We start from the raw sequence: 18,334 nt of genomic DNA, 5'->3' as shown, positions 1-18,334 counted from the left end.
ACATATTCTGTAATCTTGCTCCTTCCTTATTTATTCACGCCATAGACTCTTTTCGGTTGTAAATAAATGACTGATAACGGTGGCAAATCGAGTTCAATCATGAAAGGTTCACCATTTTGTGGTCCCTCTTTGGTTTTATAAATCGGATGTTCTTCGGTTCTTTGACCGCCATATTTAGCTTCATCCGAATCTAATGCTACTTGATATTGTCCCTTATAAGGCACCCCAATCGGCGTGTTATTTTGCCATTTATTTTCAAAATTACAAGCAACAATTACAAAATCACGTGGTTGTTTTCCTTGTCGGATGAGCGTTAAATACCCATCGTCATAAGTGTCAGCTTCTAATACTCTTAATCCGGCTTCTTCATGATCTAATTGATGCATTGCTTTATGTTCAAGGACAAAATGATTCACATCTTTAACGAATTGCTGATACTCACTATTATATTCTCTCGTTAAATCAATCCATTCTAATTCAGAATAATAGCGCCATTCGAGATATTGTCCTAATTCATTCCCCATGAAGTTTAAGACTTTCCCAGGTTGAGCTGCCATATAGCCTTGCATTAATCTTAAGGTTGAAAATTGTTCGTAACGAGTACCATGAATTTTTCCTAATAGTGAATGTTTTCCATGAACGACTTCATCATGTGAATAAGGCAAAATATAGCGTTCTTTATATTGATACATAAAAACAAAAGTAATTAACTGTAAATTTTTAGGTCGTTCGTATGGTGGTAATTCGAAGAAACGCAAGGTATCGTTCATCCACCCCATATTCCACTTATAATCAAAACCTAAACTATCTGGTATTTCCAATGACCCTGTAATATGTTCACGATTAGAACTTTCCTCAGCCATCATATAAACGCCTGGAAATTCTTCATGAACTGTTTGATTTAGTTTTCTTAAAAAGCCAATCCCTTCAAGGTTCTCATTACCACCATAAATATTTGGTGTCCAAGGACCTTGGTCAAAATCAAGAAATATCATATTCGAAACGGCGTCCACTCTGATACCATCAATATGAAATTCTTTTAGCCAAAACATAGCATTCGAAATAAGAAAACTATGAACTTGTGTTTTGCCTAAATCAAAATTTAAAGTCCCCCAGCCAACATTGGTTGCTCGATTAACATCTTGGTATTCAAAAGTCGGCGTCCCATCAAAATAAGCTAAAGCATAGGCATTGCGACAGAAATGACCCGGAACCCAGTCTAAAAATACACCAATCCCATTTTCGTGTGCTAAATTAACAAAATATTTTAATTCACTGAAACGCCCCATCCGTCCAGAAAGACCATAATATCCTGTAATTTGATAACCCCAAGAAGCTTCCAGTGGATGATCCATAATCGGCATTAATTCGATATGAGTATATCCCATCTCTTTTACATAAGGGATTAAACTATCAGCTAACTCAGTTAAAGTATAATAGCGACCGTCCGGATGTTGTTTCCAACTCGTTGCATGAACTTCATAAATATTTAAGGGTTGTTCAAATTTATTCACACGTTCCCGACGAGACATCCATTGACCGTCAGTCCAATTAAAATCTGGCAAATCTTCAATAATAGTGGCATCTTTCGGTGCAATTTCAAAGCGATAGCCAAAAGGATCCATCTTATATTCAATATAGCCATTCCCGTGATCAATACCATATTTGTAACACTGCCCTGGAGTAGCATTCGCTACGAAAACACTCCAAACACCGCCTTCTAAGCGTTCCATTTGCGTTCGATCCCAATGGTTAAAATCCCCAGTGAGAAAGACATTATAAGCATTAGGTGCCCAGACTGAAAATAAATAGCCTGTTTGGTCGTTAACCACTGTTTTTTTACTACCTAAAAATTTATAAGCATCTCGATGAACGCCGTTATTAAAAAAATAAACATGATCGGTCATGTTATCAATTAATGTAGTGTCGATTTAAATCATCCCCCTTAAATAAAACTATATTTTCATTATAATATTAAATTATGACCATGTAAACGAAAGTTGCTTTTTTTCTCATGAAAATATAATGTTTTACGTGTTTTTTACATAATGGATTCACCAACTTACAAAATTTGATGATAACTTATTATACCACATTTCTGATAGCGTTTACAATCTGTTTATGGCCTTTTCTATTTTCATTGTTTTCTCTGATATAAGCGTAAAAAAAGAATCATTATTTTCAAACTAAAGCTGTTTTAATAATGATTCACTACAATAAATGAGTTGATGAAATATTTTAAATGTATGAGACGCAATTTTGAAAATTGTTACCTATTTTCATTGAGTGTATCAAGTAATTTACTTACTGTCTCATGATAACTTTCATTTTGCTGAAAATAAAATACTATGCCTAATGGGTCTATTAAAGAGATATGTTGTTGCTCTAAGAACGGTGGAAGTTGAGCTGCAACACTGACATCTTCACATTCAAAGATTAAGCTTTGTTGATCTTTTAACACTATTTGAACAGCTAAATACGTATTTTCACTAGGTGAAGAATAGACAATTTCCATTTTTTGGGAGATACCGAGTTCAAATGAATCGATTTGATCATACCTCAAGCAAAGGAGTGGCTCAGAATTCTTTTTTTGAAAGAACGAGTTCATTTGATACAATTCAAGATTATCTTGTTCAAATGCCAGATAATAAAGTGGTAAGGTCTGGATGGCATTTTTAGGAAATAATCGCCCTTCAATTTCAATAATCGTCGGTATCACTGGCTCTTTAACGAGCCACTTAAACATTTTTAAATCCATATTTATCACCTCATTTTTGCTAAAAAATAATATCGCCTTTAAAAGTTATCTCTTGCCTTTCTTAATTCGATAAAACTTTCTAAATTAGGCGCCATCATCAATAAATTGATATCTCGCTCTAAACCAATGGTAGAAGGTAAGGTCTTAAGGTTATCCGACCGCAATTGCTCAACCAATTGTAAAGCTGATTGTAAAACTAAATTATCGGGTTCCATGCTATTAGCAAATTTTAAATTAGTCAAGGTATATTCATGACCAGCATAGACTTTGACTTCATCAGCTAATGATTCAAAATATTTTAGTGCATCATATTGCGCTTGATAATCTTGAGTGAAGACTCGTCCACAACCTGCCGAAAATAAAGCATCACCACAAAATAGGTGTTGATCATCCATTAAAAAGCTAATGTGTTCTGCCGTGTGACCAGCTGTTTTTTTAACTTTAAATTGATGTTGATTGATTTCAAACTGCTGACCATCAGCGACTATATAAGTCATTCCTTCTACTTCAACTGGCCCATAGACAGGTGCGTCAGGATAGTTTGATAACAACTCTTTCACCCCACCTGTATGATCGTCATGATGATGGGTAATGAGTACCGCAGTTAAAGGTAATTGATGCTCTGTTAAAAAATCAAGCACCGGTTGAGCCTCTCCAGGATCAACGACAATCGCCCCATTAGCTTCTTTGATCACCCATATATAATTATCGGTTAATGCATTAATCGCTATTATTTCCATTATAGAACCTCCTCAAATTTACTATTTGGTCGATGCTTTAAATATTGAATACCATTATAAAAAGTATAAGCCGTAATAATAAAAGCTAACACATCTGCAAAAGGTGCAGCATACACAATCCCTTGTAATCCCCATAATTGAGAAAAGATGATAATTGCAGGAATTAAGAAAATCAATTGTCTGGTCAATGTTAAGAACATCGCTTTTTTTGAACTACCAATCGCTTGGAAGAAATTGGCTCCCAATATTTGAAATCCAACTACCGGTAAACATAATAACCACGCGTGTAATGCTGGTTTAGTAAAAGCCATTAATTCAGGACTCTTATTAAACAAACCAATAATAAGCTCTGGGAATAAGCGAGTCAGAATCCATCCGCCTGTCGTAATCACAGTAGCGGCCATTATGGCTAATTTTTCAGCAGTAATGATACGCGAGTATTGTTTGGCACCGAAGTTAAAACTAACAATCGGTTGCACCCCTTGATTAATCCCAATCACTGGCATCACCAAGAAAGTTGTAATACTGTTGACGATACCCATTCCGGAAACAGCAATATCTCCTCCATATATCAATAATGTTTTATTAAGGGTTAAATTAAGAATCGAACTCCCAATATTAGTTAAAAAGTTTGGCATTCCTAATACCATAATATTCAAGACATCTTGCCAATTCCACTTCAATTGGTTTAAACGAATATGATGAGTATTTTTAGGATTCATAAAATAAAATAAGGTCCAACTCATGGAAATAAACTGAGAAATAATCGTTGCCCAGGCAGCACCAGCCATACCCATCTTCAAACCAAAAATAAAAATAGGGTCTAAGATAATGTTTGTACCTGCTCCAAAAAACATCGTCATCATTGCTAATTTCGGCTGTCCATCAGCACGTAAAAAATTATTCATCCCTAATCCTAAAATTTGAAAAATAGATCCAAAATAAATAACGCGCATATAGGCTGCTGAATAAGGTAAAACGGTCTCACTGGCACCAAATAATACTAATAATGGCTCTAAAAACATCGTACCAATCATCATAAATAATGCTCCTGATGAGATTAACAATACAAAAGCGGTATTTAATGCTTGGGTTGCCCCTTTTTCATTGCGTTCACCTAATCGTATCGAAAATAAAGTAGCGCCTCCAACCCCAAAAAGTAAGCCGATTGATAATTGTAATATCATAATAGGAAAACCGATAGTAATTCCTGCTAACCCATTAGCTCCCAAGTCAGGAGCATTACCAATAAAAATTCGATCGATAATATTATACAAAGCATTCACGACCATCCCGATAATTGCTGGAATTGAAAATTGTACTAACAATTGTCCAATCGGTGCCGTTCCTAAACGTCTATTTCTTTCTTGCATTCACTTCACTCCATCTATTGATTCTATTATTGTTGATTATCTCATTATCTTGTGACTAAATCATCAAAATGCCACATAAAACCGCGCCAATGATGCCTCAAAAAGTCCTAATCTTCTATCTGCTTACTCACTCATTCTTTTGTCATGATGACTATCGCTGACTCAGTTAGCAAAAGTAGTGATAAATCAGCATACATTAAAAGTGATTGATTTAGTTTTAAAATTCACCTATTATATTTAAAATTGTCAACTTAACATTTCAATATTAAAAATGCACCTGATCATTCACTTGCCAATTTCAAGAAGTGTTTAACCTGATTCATTAAGTTACGCCATCATAAGGCTATATTAACAATCAGCAATTTAGTTTTTACTGAAGCATCTGTTATTTGAGCTATTTTTTACATAACTGGCCGATATAATCAAATCCTAATCATATTATGCCATATCTTGGTAAAGATTACTTCAATAATGATTTAAAAAGTCGATAAAGTAGATTTCGAATGACCAAATAGTTATAAATGATAAAGGTTTTGCTACTTTATTCATTTCGACATTTACAAACAGAAATCGAATCAATATTTCGAGAATTTTATAGCTAAAATTAGACTACCAAATGAACATTAAAATAAACGAGGCTGGGCAAAAAACTTTTTAAATTCTGTTCAGGCATATCTACTTAATTCAAATCTCAGTGTTTGAGTGGCCTCAAACTGTGCGGGGGTGGACAGACGAAGCGAAAATCAACTGATTTTCTACTTCTTGCCCACTCCCCAAACACAGAAAACAGGCAAGAAGCAAAAATTTAACTTTTCACTTCTTAACCTATCTTTCAATTCAAAAAATCTATTTGTCTTTAAATATTTTCCTTTATATTGAATTGCGTATCAAAGTTGAAACGATACTATTGAATGAAGGCTTCAATTTCATCTATTTGCAGTGATAATGATTCTAACCCTCCGCCAGTTAAGTACCATAAATCACTCGTTAAAGCATTAATCGCATCATTTTGACTGGCTGTTGTTTGCGCGATTAATTCATTTGTAAGGAAGTCAGCATTTTTAGTTTTATCACCGCCAATAGCTGCCGTACGATCCAAGTAAAAAATACGTTCAGGATTTAAGCTTAAAATACCTTCATAACTCACTTCTTGGCCATGAGTCCCATCTTCAATACTATCATCTACAGCTTTAAAACCAAATATTTGGTAAATTAAAGCAAAGCGAGAATTAGCTGAAAAGGCAGAGAGATTCCCTTCATTTAACATTAACACTAAAGTTGTTTGATTTTGATCGGCAACCGTCTGTTTAACTTGTTCGACTTTTTCTTCAAGACTCGTTATCACCGCTTCAGCTTTTTCAGTTTGATTAAAAATGGTTGCTAAATTTAAGTTTGTGGATTTAAAGGATTCCCAAAAATTAACATTATCTAAACGATTGACAAATACAGGCGCAATTTGTTTCAACTCTTCTGCTAAAGCTGCTGTTCTCCCCGTTGCAATAATTAAATCCGGTGCTAATTCGGCAATAGTTTCTAAATTTGGCTCTTTTAAAGAACCGATATCGGTGATTTTTTCGGGTAATGCACCTAAATATGCGGGAACGTTCTTTTTAGGTGCACCCACGACTAATTCCTCTAGACCTAAAGCTTTCAAAGTATCGTATTCTGAATATCCTAACATGACTACCCGTTCAGGTGTCTGCTCAAAGACCAATTCAGTTCCTAAACTATCAGTAACTTTCACATCTGTCGCTTGAACTTCTACCTTACCTGCTAATAAACTTACTAATCCTAAGAATAAGTTGACAATATTTTCATAATATTCTCCTTGTATAATGAACACATTATACCACAAGTATGTGCGTTTTAAGGTAAATAAGAATAATTCCAAAATAGCATAAAATAATTTTATATTTTGCTATAATAACCAGTGTAAGGCTTTAATATCAAGGTTTTATACCATTTAACGCTTAATCAAACTTTGTGAAAAAAACCATTGTATTAAGGCATAAAAAATAGTATGTCGTATCCATAAAAATACAACATACTATTAAAAGTATTGATACAGTTTAACAAACGGTTTTAGGAGTGAACCAGAACTAGAAAATCCATAAATTTTCGCTTCATCTGTTCTTCTTCGTAGAAGTTGAGAGTGGGTCTCAAACAAGTCTTTAAGACGCGGTTTGAGGGCACTCAACCATTGTACTTTTGATTATCGATTATCAACTTGATTGAATGATGCCTAGTCTATAATTGGCGAAGATGCGCGATTCTTTCTTGGACTGCTGCTAATTGTTGTTCATAATCAACTTGTTTTGCACGTTCAGCTTCCACTACTGCTGCTGGGGCTTTGGCTACGAAACCTTGATTACTTAATTTTTTAACAACGCGATCCACTTCTTTTTCAAGTTTCACTACTTCTTGTTCTAAGCGTTTGATTTCATCTTCGATTTTAATTAAGCCTGCTAGCGGCATTAAAATTTGTGCAAATGGTAATGTTTGAGACACCACTTCTTCTGGTGCGTTCGGAGCTAAGGCAATTTCTAATGCATCAGGATTACAGAAGCGTTCAATATAAGCTTTATTGGCTGTTAATAAATCCATTGTCGCTTCATCATTCGCTTTGATGAATAGGTCCACTTTCTTAGATAATGGCGTATTCATTTCATTGCGAATCATGCGCACTGCGCGGATAATCTCCATAACTTGTTCCATTGCTTTTTCTGATTGAGCATCACGATAGTTTTCATCCACTATTGGATACTTAGCCACCACAATTGATTCACCTGCTGGGGCGATTTGTTGCCATATTTCCTCTGTAACGAATGGCATAATTGGGTGAGATAATTTTAAAATATTATCTAAAACATGGACTAAAATCGATTTGGTAGTAGTATTATCACGTGAATCATCTTGTAACTGTTCTTTCGTCATTTCAATATACCAGTCACAAAAATCATCCCAAATAAAATGATAAAGTACTCGACCTGCTTCTCCGAATTCAAATTTATCAAAAAGACGCGTCACATCTTCAATCACATTTTGTAAACGTGCCATAATCCAACGGTCTGCCAATGTTAAATCTTCACCAATGTTAATATCTTCAATGGTCATCTCGCCAACATTCATCAAAGCAAAACGACTCGCATTCCAAATCTTATTAATAAAGTTCCAAGCCGCTGCTAATTTTTCTTCACTATAACGAACATCTTGTCCCGGAGCCGAACCATTGGCTAAGAACCAACGTAAAGCATCGACTCCAAATTCATCAATGACGTCCATTGGATCAATCCCATTACCAAGTGATTTAGACATTTTACGCCCTTCGCTATCACGAATCAAACCGTGTAATAAGACATTATTAAATGGTCGGCGACCAGTAAACTCTAATGATTGGAAAATCATCCGGCTCACCCAGAAAAAGATAATGTCATATCCGGTTACCAATGTGCTAGTTGGGAAATAACGGTTAAAATCGGCTGATTCTTCAGGCCAACCCATGGTAGAAAATGGCCATAAAGCACTAGAAAACCAAGTATCTAAGACGTCTTTATCACGTTCCCAGTTCTCTTCATCTTCAGGTGCAACCTCTCCAACATAAACTTCGCCGGTTTCTTTATGATACCAAGCAGGAATTTGATGTCCCCACCATAATTGACGAGAGATAACCCAGTCGTGAACATTTTCCATCCAAGTTAAGAATGTTTGGTTAAAGCGTGGTGGGAAGAATGACACCGCATCCTCTTCAGATTGATTTTGAATGGTTCTTTCAGCTAATGGCTTCATTTTAACAAACCATTGCGTCGATAATATTGGTTCCACAACCGCTCCACTACGTTCAGAGTGTCCGACACTATGTGGATGGCTTACAATTTTAACCATTAATCCTAATTCTTCAAGGTCTTTAATGATTTGTTTACGTGCAACAAAGCGGTCCATTCCAGCATATTGACCCGCATTTTCATTCATTGAACCATCTAAGTTCATTACATTTAGACGTTGCAAGTTATGACGATTGCCTAATTCAAAGTCATTTGGATCATGAGCGGGTGTTACTTTCATCGCTCCCGTTCCAAATTCTACATCGACATAATCATCGGCGATAATTGGAATTTCACGATTCATTAATGGTAACATCACGGTCTTACCTATTAGATGTTGATAACGCTCATCTTCAGGATGAACAACGACTGCCGTATCACCGAGCATAGTTTCTGGACGTGTTGTCGCAATTTCTAATACTTCATCACTACCCACAACCGGATAATTAATATGATAAAATGCTCCTTCAATGTCTTTATGAATGACTTCAATATCTGACAAAGCAGTCATCGCTTTCGGGTCCCAGTTAATAATATACTCACCACGATAAATTAAGCCTTTTTTGTATAACTCAACAAAGACACGATTGACAGCTTTATTAAGACCTTCATCCAAAGTAAAACGTTCACGAGAGTAATCAACAGAAACGCCCATTTTACCCCATTGTTGACGGATGGTTTTAGCATATTCTTCTTTCCAGTCCCATACTTGTTGGATGAACTTTTCACGACCTAAATCATGACGACTAATCCCCTCTTTAGCTAATTTTTCTTCTACTTTAGCTTGAGTCGCAATACCAGCATGGTCCATACCTGGTAACCATAAAGTATCATAGCCTTGCATTCTTTTTTGTCGGATAATCATATCTTGTAACGTTACATCCCAAGCATGACCTAAGTGTAATTTACCAGTGACATTTGGTGGTGGGATGACAATTGAATAGGGTTCCGCATTCGGGTCTTCAGAAGGTTTAAAGACACCTGATTCAACCCATTGTTGATATTTTCCCGCTTCTACCGCTTGCGGATTATATTTGGTTGACATTTCTTTTTTCATAAGAAACTTCCTTTCTTTCATTCATTGCGATTTACTGATTAAGTTGGATGCTAGTTATTTAAAAATAAAAAAGCGCCCCTTGTTGAACAAAGGACGTTTAAATAACGTGGTACCACCTAATTTCAGACACAAATCCGAGTGTCTCTCCATGTTGTTAACACAGTATCTTCTGCGTAAAGTACTACTATTAGTTCACACTTTAAAGCTCCAAGCTACCTTCATCAACTATGAAAACTTTCACCGACTGTTTTCTCTCTGAAAAAGCGTTGACTACTCTTCTCTTCATCGCATTCATATTATGTTTTACATTCTAACAAAATAACCGGATAGTTTCAAGCACTAATCAAGCTTGATCCCTCATCAATCTTCAAGTATTAGAGATCATTCTCACTTAATGCCATCATGAAATAAAAAGTACGTCCAACAGTAAATGATTCAACTATTAGTAGCGAATAGTTTTGAAAAAGTTGAAATTCATATTGGAACCTTATGTTATATTTTTTTAATAATATTTGAGGTTAATTGACATCGCGTTAGGATAGCAATAACTACACTAGCACAGCGCTATCAAATAAACGAACTATAAATTGGCTGAATTGATCAAGTTTATGATCGTCGCCTTTAGAAGCTGTTTGATCCCCTCAACCACAGTGCTAACATAAAATAGATGGAACCAAAAATATTTTTTCGTTTTTACCCAACTATAGGACTTTTATTTTAGATTAATTTTGGTACAATGGTTAAATGAGTTATAGCGAGAGGAATGATAATATGAAAATTGGATTTGATAGTGAAAAGTATCTTGATGAACAAAGTCAATACATTATGGAACGTGTTAATCATTATGATAAATTATACCTCGAGTTTGGTGGAAAATTAATCGGGGATTATCATGCATCTAGAGTTTTACCTGGTTTCGATCCAGACGGTAAAATTAAGCTATTATACCGTTTACGTGAACAAGCTGAAATTATCATTTGTATTTATGCCGGAGACATTGAAAGTAACAAAGTTCGTGGCGATTATGGAATTACCTATGACCAAGATCTATTAAAATTAATTGATGATTTACGTCATTGGGATTTAAGTGTCAACAGTATTGTCATTACTCGCTTTACTGGCCAATCACCTGCACAACAATTAAAAACTAAGTTAGAACGTCGCGGAATTAAAGTTTACACACATGGGCATACTCAAGGTTATCCGATGGATATTGATACTATTGTTTCAGAAGAAGGCTATGGTCAAAATGAATATATCAAAACCACTAAACCTTTAGTTGTTGTAACTGCACCAGGAGCAAATAGTGGTAAATTAGCTACTTGCTTAAATCAACTTTATCATGAAGTACAACATGGTCATTCAGCTGGCTATGCCAAGTTCGAAACTTTCCCTGTGTGGAACTTACCTCTCGACCATCCAGTAAATATCGCTTATGAAGCCGCTACGGTTGACTTAGAAGATGTCAATATGATCGATACCTTCCACCTACAGCATTATGGCGAAACAACGGTCAATTACAACCGAGATATTGAGGCTTTCCCATTGTTAAGAAGAATTTTAACACGTATTAATGGCGGTGCCGAAATTGAATACCACTCCCCTACGGACATGGGCGTTAACCGAGTAGGGTTTGCGATTACTGACCAAAATGTCGTGGAAGATGCCGCTAAACAAGAAATTATTCGACGCTATTTTGAATCTCAAACCGCTTATAAAAAAGGGACTGCTACCCTCGCAACTGCTCAAAGAAGTAAATTAATTATGGACGAAATGGCATTGACAACTGATGATCGTCCAGTAGTTGCGGCCTCACTGCAAAAAGCGGAAAAAGAAGGCGTTCCGGTTGTAGCCATTGAATTACCAAATCAGACCATTATAACCGGTAAAAGCAGTGAAATGATGACGGCTTCGGCTGCGTGTGTTCTTAATACGATTAAAGCTTTAGCCAATATCAGTGATGATTTACATTTATTAACACCAATGATTTTAAAAGCGATTGACGATTTAAATAGTACATATTTAAAACGCCGTAATCATGTTTTAAATACCCACGAAATTCTAATTGCATTAAGTATTTCAGCCGTTACCAACCCCACTGCTGACTTGGCTTTAAAGCAACTCGATAAATTAAAAACATTACAAGCTCATAGTACGGTCATTCCAGCAAAATCTGATGAAGAATCTTATCGTAACTTAGGAATTATGATGACCAGTGAATCTGAATTTGCTAGCGATTATTTATTTTACGAAGGATAATCACCCTATTGGTCTAACATCAATATCTCACTCAAGTTAGTTACCCTATTTTTCTAGCCTAAACTTACGTACTTAGAATAATCACCTAGTTCCATCACAAATTTTCGTACTTTGACGGGAATTCGAACGAGGTTCTGTCTCAATCAGCATACCATATAATTATTGCAGTGTTATTAATGACTCGAATACTAATCTTTTAAACTTAGTCATTGAAAAGAACTTAATTTAATCGTACTAAACTAAGTAAATAATCCAATAAAATAAACGAGCATACTCTTTATTGCTGAGAGCTTGCTCGTTTTTTATTCTATTGAATGGATTAGAAATTGATGTGCGTCAGCGAAAAAGAGTACCTAATGAGAAATGTCTCTCAAGATTGATCGATAAGCTATTTTATTAATATTGAGTGATAATTTTGACTTCGCTTAATTATTTAAAATAGACCACGGTTGAACCATTGCCGCCAGCATTCGGCGCTGAATATTCAAAATGATCGACTTGTGGATGGCGTTTTAAAGCTTCACGAACCCCTTGTCTGAGGGCCCCTGTGCCTTTTCCATGAATGATGGTCACCATTGGGTGATGCGATAATAAGGCACTATCTAAATATTGACTTAAGCGATGTAAGGCATTTTCATAGCGTTCGCCACGTAAGTCCAAGGTGGTTTGTACTTTCGGACCTGCGCTACGCTGAACGTTCACTTTTACTTTCGATTCCACTTTATCCAGTGGTTCTAATTCATCAGCTTTTACTTTCATCTTCAAGATACCCATTTGGACAATATATTCTTCGGCACCTGTCTGTTCAACAATGGTACCTCGTTGTCCATAAGAAATGACTTCGACATCATCGCCTTCATGAAATTGGCGTTGACGTTTCGCACGACGAAGTACTTTATTTTTCTTAAGGTTTTCTGGCATTTTCAAATCATCAAAGGCTTTTTTCTTATCTATTAAGACATGTTCCTTAATATTATCACGACTACCTTGTTCTAATTGTAACTCACGAATTTCTTGAAGTATTTTTTCTGCTTGGTTTTTAGCGTCTTCTACTTTTTCATTCGCTTCTTGTTTCGCTTTTTCAACGATTTGATTTTTTTGCTCTAACCAACGATTGTACTCTGTTCGTAAGTCCTTATGAAGTTGTTCAGCTAAAGCAAGTTGTTCTAAAGCTTCTTCATGGGCTAATTCAGCTTCGCGACGCTCCCGTTCTAAATTCGCTACCATTTCATTGACGGACTGAGTTTCAGTGTCAATGCCTCCACGTGCTTCTTCTAAAATATCCGCTCGTAGTCCTAAACGTTGAGATATGTCAAAGGCATTACTACGGCCTGGCACACCAATTAATAGACGATAAGTTGGCGATAATGTCGTGACATCAAATTCCATACTGGCATTAATGGTTTTTGGCGTATCATGTGCATACAATTTGAGTTCTGGATAATGTGTAGTGGCCATGACTGTCGCGTCGACTTTACGGAAATAATTCAAAATCGCCATCGCCAAAGCCGCCCCTTCTTGCGGATCGGTACCTGAACCTAATTCGTCAAATAGGACTAGTGATTGATAAGTCGCTTGTTCTAGAATACGGACCGTATTGGTCATGTGACTCGAGAACGTCGATAAACTTTGCTCGATCGACTGTTCATCTCCAATATCTGCAAAAATATCATCAAACACACCCACTTGACTTCCTCGATCAGCTGGAATATGCAATCCCGTTTGCGCCATCATTTGTAGTAAACCTAGTGTTTTTAAGAGAATGGTTTTCCCACCGGTATTAGGTCCCGTAATAATCAGAGCACGATACTCTTCGCCGATAATGATATCATTTGCTACAATATCTTTAACATCAATTAATGGGTGACGCGCTTGCCACAACGCTACATGATTTTCCACTGAAAATTTCGGCTTTACTGCCTCGAACGCACGAGCATGTTCTGCTCTTGCTTGAATAAAGTCTAATTCACTCACCATTAATTGATTGTGTTTTAAAGAGTCATAATGCGGCATCAATTCGACTGAAATTTCCATCAAAATACGCTCAATCTCTTTACGTTCAGCCACTAATAATTCAGAACGTTTTTGATTTAATACCATCACTGCTTGTGGTTCAATATAGAGCGTTTGTCCCGTACTACTTTGGTCATGAATACGGCCGCCAAATTGATTACGGTATTCTGCTTTAACCGGTAAAACATACACATCATTACGCATGGTCACTAATGTATCGGATAGTTGACTCGCTTTTGATTTGACTAATTGATTTAATTGATTACGGATTTGTTCTTCTGTTTGTGTTTGTTGACGGCGAATTGAAGCTAGCTCAGTGGAAGCAGTCGACAGTACATTACCCTCTTCAGTAATCGATTGTTCAATTAATTTTTCAATTTGAGGCAAATGAACGCATTGGTCGACCCACTTTGACAAAGCCGGATAAACTTTATCATCCTCAGCCAACTCGTCAAAAAAAGTAATTAATTGTTTGATAGTTTTTAACAGGCGACCTACTTGTGCAACCTCCAGTGCATTTAAACTAGCTTCTAATTTTAAACGTCTTAAAGCCGGTGCTAAATTATTTAAACGAGGTATCGGCATGACTTTACGTTGTGTTAAAATGCCTAATGCTTGTTCAGTTTCTAGTTGCCATTCTTCAAGTTGATCTAAATCCGCACTAATCCGCATGGCTTGTACTTTATCTTTTCCTAATTCTGTTTGAATATATTGTTGTACTTGTGCTTGTACTTTAGCAAATTCTAATGTTTCATAAATTTTTGTATTGGAACTCATCGGACACTCTCCTTCAAAAAGACAATAAAGGAGTGGGCAAGAAGTTGAAAATCAATTGATTTTCGCTTCGTCTGACCACTCACCACTACGCTATAAAATAATCAGCTGGAACCAAATAGAATTTTTATGTTGATGACCAGCCTCTTTCAGACACAGTTTGAGACCACTCTTCACTGCGCTATAAAATAAACAGATGAATTAAATAGAATTTTTAAAGTTTTGTCCAGCCTTATCATTTGTTTATCCAAAAGGATTAACCGTTAACCACGTTTCTGCCGCCCATTTTGATAGAAAAGGCGTATCAGCAACAATGCGATAAGCGAGTGGATTATCAACAAACTGTTGTTGAATAAACTCAATTGGAATTAACGATAAAATAAATAAAAAGATATAAATCATGACAAAAGCAATCAGTAGATTGATTAAGCCACCACCAATATAATTAACAATGCTTAAAACATTATAATATGTAATTCTAGTGAAAAACACGGCTAAAAACTTCGTCAATAACCAACCGATTAGTCCAATAACAACGAAAGTAACAGCGCGATAAAATGCTTGGTCTACTAAGAAACTTTGTGCTTCATCATAAAATATCAAATTAGTATTTTGCTGAACGGATGGAAATGGAATAATCATCTCAACATATTGAGATAAGGGTTCAAAATATTTGGTAGCTAAGATAAAAGTAATAACATAACCTAATAATTGCACCAATTGCATTACTAAACCACGTCTAAATCCGGTATAAAAACTATAGGCTAAGATAATTAAAATTATAAAAGTTAACATCAGACAGCCTCCTCTTTAAAATTATTTTCGATATGGAATATTAGCATTTAATTTAGATGATGTTGAAGCCGCTTTTAACTGTTCAAGCTCTGCTTCTAATTCCATAATTCTAGCTTCTTTTACGAGTTGATCACTGACAGCATTGACTGCCATTAAAATACTGTGATCCATAATAGATAACTGAGGGGCTAATTCAGATAATTGACTTAATTGAGTATTCACTAATTCAACTACTGCCTCCATGTGTTCGTTTGAACGTTCACCAACAATTGTATATGGTCGCCCAGCAATCGTCACATTAAAACGACGTTTCTCGCTCACAATCTTCTTCCCTTCTGTTATAGTAGTCTTATATATACACTACATTTTATCAGAAAACAGCGTTTATTGCACGTTTTCTAAGAAGTTTCATATATAATTTAATCTTTACTAACCCTATGATATAATAAAAGAGCATTTATAAATAAGGAGGGATTCGATTGTCTAGTCAAACACTCGTATTAAGTCCTGAAAAAATTAAGGAAATGGCCACATATTATCAACATTATATGCAGTCTCCAGTTCCTTATAGTATTTTCCGTGCCAAAAAAAACGGCATTGTCATTACCGCGTATCAAAGTGGTAAAGTTCTTTTTCAAGGTCATGGTGCCGAAAATGAAGCCGCTATTTGGGGAACTGCCAGTCAAAAAACACCCTCGTCAAAAACCCCTCCCACTAGTCATTTACCTCATGATTTTGCTGATTGGACGATCATTGGGAGTGATGAAGTAGGGAATGGCAGTTATTTTGGTGCTTTAACCGTTTGTGCCGTCTATTTACCGAAAGAAAAGCAGCCGTTAATGAAAGAACTAGGAGTTAAAGATTCAAAATTATTGACTGATAAACAAATTATTGAGCTGGCTTGGCAAATTAAAGAATGTGTGCCTTATCATTTAACCGTATGTTCTCCTGAAAAATACAATGAAGCCAATCAAACACGTAATGCCAATGCCATCAAAGTATCTTTACATAATTTTACTTTACAAAAATTAATAGCCAAACTATCAGACAATGAAAAAAATCAATTACAAGGTATTTTAATTGATGAATTCACTAGCGAAAAAAATTATTATCAATATTTAAAAAACGAAGCAAATCCATATAAAGATAAAATTTATTTTGAAAAAAAAGGCGAGAGTCGTCACCTAGCAGTTGCTTGTGCTTCTATTATTGCACGGGCTGCCTTTCTAGAATCGCTAACTGAATTAGGTAAACCTTACAACATCATCCTACCATCCGGTGCGGGTTTAAATGTTGATCAGATTGGAAGACGTTTAATTAAACAATTTGGCCCTAAAGTATTAGATAAAACAGCTAAATTGCATTTTGCTAATACCCAGAAGATTTTAGGTAAATAAAACCAATCTAAGCCGTTTATTATGGTGATATTATCTGACTTGCCTACTCACCTTCCCAATAGGTCATTAATAAGGTGCTAAAGACGCTAGTTGCTAGTACTTTCTACGAATTTTGTATCAGCCAAAACGAGACTCACTAGAAATGAATAAATTTCTAGCAAGTCCCGTATTTTGTTTTATAATATTATGCCTTGTTAAAAACCTAATTTCTTGCTATTTAAAGCGTTTTTTCGATATAATCCATTTGAAATTACTAAATAGAGGTAGATTAAAATGGATATTAATTATGCGGAAAAAATCAAAAAACTACGTCTCCAAAAAAACATGACACAAAAAGACCTTGCGAAAGACATCTGTAGTCAGGGACTGATTTCCAAAATCGAAAAAAACGAAGTCGATTCTGATATTAAAATTTTACATAAAATAGCGCAAAAACTTGATGTAACGGTTGGTTATTTGATTGGTGAAGTAGATGATGTCGGGCAAAATATTACGGCTTCTATTCCAAAATTTCAACAAAAAATAAATACTTTTATTGAAGAAAAAAGATATTTAGCTCTCGAACATTTCTTTAAAGAAGTGGTGAATGACGCAAGCTTTTCTCCAATCAGTTCAACTTATAAACTATGGATTGAATCCATCATCTTAGCGAATAATTATAATCTCATAGAGGAGGCAATCGCAAACTGTGAACAGGCGATTAGGATCTTAGAAAATAAAAATCGCCCCGAACTAGGTGACCTTGAACTTCATATTAATTTATTAAATTCGGTTGCTGATTATTATTTTTCGCTTGAAAACTACAATGAGGCGATTGAATATTTTGAAAAAGCACTAAAATTAGTTGAAAATAAAACAAATTTTTTACACTATCAGATTAAAATTCTATTTGGACTTGCACGTTCAAACTCCTATCTATTAAAGATAATGGAATCTAATTTTTATGCAGAAAATGCGGTTCATCTATCTGCTCAAACAAAAGATTTACAACGCATCGATTCATTGTATTTATTATTGGCTGATAATGCAATCATAGCAGATGATTTTACTAAAGCAGCTGAATTTTGTAATAAAGCACAGTTAATTGCAGAGATTAAAGAAAATAACTTCTTAATTCCTTACATTAACCGTACTTATGCTAAACTACAGCTAAAAATGAAAGACCAACAAAATAATAATAAGTAGAAAAATAACAATAGCATATCAATTAGGTTTGTGTAGTAGATTAAAGAATCAACTATTCTCTGTTAAAACAGAGAGTTTGTCCTAAACATGGTGGTTGTACAAACGATGTCATATCTCCAACCGTTTAAAGACACTAAGGGATGGTTGACTGGCACCCCATCA

General features: G+C 35.4%; 12 protein-coding genes and 1 other annotated feature. Of the genes, 3 read left to right on the top strand and 9 right to left on the bottom strand.

What is annotated here, in order from left to right:
* Positions 1–26: 26 nt before the first annotated feature.
* From glgB to B5D12_RS04875, 6 genes are all read right to left on the bottom strand, one after another.
* Entirely contained in the window at positions 27–1,907 is a 1,881-nt protein-coding gene (gene glgB, locus B5D12_RS04900; RefSeq protein WP_078755752.1) for a 1,4-alpha-glucan branching protein GlgB, read from the bottom strand.
* A gap of 362 nt (positions 1,908–2,269) precedes the next feature.
* A complete protein-coding gene (locus B5D12_RS04895; protein WP_078755751.1) occupies positions 2,270–2,758 on the bottom strand; it encodes a hypothetical protein in 489 nt (162 codons plus the stop codon).
* Between the two features lie 38 nt (positions 2,759–2,796).
* A complete protein-coding gene (gene gloB / locus B5D12_RS04890) occupies positions 2,797–3,498 on the bottom strand; it encodes a hydroxyacylglutathione hydrolase (protein ID WP_078755750.1) in 702 nt (233 codons plus the stop codon).
* Complete coding sequence (locus B5D12_RS04885) at positions 3,498–4,871, bottom strand: MATE family efflux transporter (protein WP_078755749.1); 1,374 nt, start codon at positions 4,869–4,871, stop codon at positions 3,498–3,500. The genes gloB and B5D12_RS04885 overlap by 1 nt, the downstream gene beginning before the upstream one ends.
* A 904-nt stretch (positions 4,872–5,775) precedes the next feature.
* Positions 5,776–6,714, bottom strand: coding sequence for a siderophore ABC transporter substrate-binding protein (locus B5D12_RS04880; protein WP_078755748.1), 939 nt, complete (start codon positions 6,712–6,714; stop codon positions 5,776–5,778).
* Between the two features lie 404 nt (positions 6,715–7,118).
* Positions 7,119–9,749, bottom strand: coding sequence for a valine--tRNA ligase (locus tag B5D12_RS04875; RefSeq protein WP_078755747.1), 2,631 nt, complete (start codon positions 9,747–9,749; stop codon positions 7,119–7,121).
* Positions 9,750–9,835: 86 nt separating this feature from the next.
* Positions 9,836–10,044, bottom strand: a binding site (T-box leader).
* A gap of 476 nt (positions 10,045–10,520) precedes the next feature.
* On the opposite strand from B5D12_RS04875, the gene B5D12_RS04870 reads away from it, so the two are divergent.
* On the top strand, positions 10,521–12,008 hold the full coding sequence (locus tag B5D12_RS04870) for a DUF1846 domain-containing protein (RefSeq protein ID WP_078755746.1): 1,488 nt from the start codon (positions 10,521–10,523) through the stop codon (positions 12,006–12,008).
* A gap of 429 nt (positions 12,009–12,437) precedes the next feature.
* Here B5D12_RS04870 and B5D12_RS04865 read toward each other — a convergent pair whose 3' ends face one another.
* From B5D12_RS04865 to B5D12_RS04855, 3 genes are all read right to left on the bottom strand, one after another.
* Entirely contained in the window at positions 12,438–14,798 is a 2,361-nt protein-coding gene (locus B5D12_RS04865; protein ID WP_078755745.1) for an endonuclease MutS2, read from the bottom strand.
* Positions 14,799–15,038: 240 nt separating this feature from the next.
* The gene (locus B5D12_RS04860) at positions 15,039–15,590 is read right to left on the bottom strand and encodes a CvpA family protein (RefSeq protein ID WP_078755744.1); all 552 of its coding nucleotides are present in this window, start codon (positions 15,588–15,590) and stop codon (positions 15,039–15,041) included.
* Between the two features lie 21 nt (positions 15,591–15,611).
* Positions 15,612–15,911, bottom strand: a complete 300-nt coding sequence (locus tag B5D12_RS04855) for a cell division protein ZapA (protein WP_078755743.1) — start codon at positions 15,909–15,911, stop codon at positions 15,612–15,614.
* Between the two features lie 158 nt (positions 15,912–16,069).
* Here B5D12_RS04855 and rnhC point away from each other — a divergent pair, with 158 nt between their 5' ends.
* Both rnhC and B5D12_RS04845 read left to right on the top strand, forming a co-directional pair.
* Positions 16,070–16,987, top strand: a complete 918-nt coding sequence (gene rnhC / locus B5D12_RS04850) for a ribonuclease HIII (protein ID WP_078755742.1) — start codon at positions 16,070–16,072, stop codon at positions 16,985–16,987.
* A gap of 273 nt (positions 16,988–17,260) precedes the next feature.
* Positions 17,261–18,172, top strand: a complete 912-nt coding sequence (locus B5D12_RS04845; RefSeq protein WP_078755741.1) for a helix-turn-helix domain-containing protein — start codon at positions 17,261–17,263, stop codon at positions 18,170–18,172.
* Positions 18,173–18,334 lie beyond the last annotated feature (162 nt).

It is taken from the genome of Globicatella sulfidifaciens DSM 15739, assembly GCF_900167405.1.
Classification (GTDB): domain Bacteria; phylum Bacillota; class Bacilli; order Lactobacillales; family Aerococcaceae; genus Globicatella; species Globicatella sulfidifaciens.
Note: the sequence above shows the minus strand (reverse complement) of the source record. Positions and strands in the feature narration are given on the sequence as shown.

Bases quoted from the DNA above. Each gene is read 5' to 3' on its own strand.
- B5D12_RS04870 (WP_078755746.1), top strand. From the start codon at position 10,521: ATGAAAATTGGATTTGATAGTGAAAAGTATCTTGATGAACAAAGTCAA.
- glgB (WP_078755752.1), bottom strand. From the start codon at position 1,907: ATGACCGATCATGTTTATTTTTTTAATAACGGCGTTCATCGAGATGCT.
- gloB (WP_078755750.1), bottom strand. From the start codon at position 3,498: ATGGAAATAATAGCGATTAATGCATTAACCGATAATTATATATGGGTG.
- B5D12_RS04845 (WP_078755741.1), top strand. From the start codon at position 17,261: ATGGATATTAATTATGCGGAAAAAATCAAAAAACTACGTCTCCAAAAA.
- B5D12_RS04885 (WP_078755749.1), bottom strand. From the start codon at position 4,871: ATGCAAGAAAGAAATAGACGTTTAGGAACGGCACCGATTGGACAATTG.
- B5D12_RS04865 (WP_078755745.1), bottom strand. From the start codon at position 14,798: ATGAGTTCCAATACAAAAATTTATGAAACATTAGAATTTGCTAAAGTA.
- B5D12_RS04860 (WP_078755744.1), bottom strand. From the start codon at position 15,590: ATGTTAACTTTTATAATTTTAATTATCTTAGCCTATAGTTTTTATACC.
- B5D12_RS04895 (WP_078755751.1), bottom strand. From the start codon at position 2,758: ATGGATTTAAAAATGTTTAAGTGGCTCGTTAAAGAGCCAGTGATACCG.
- B5D12_RS04875 (WP_078755747.1), bottom strand. From the start codon at position 9,749: ATGAAAAAAGAAATGTCAACCAAATATAATCCGCAAGCGGTAGAAGCG.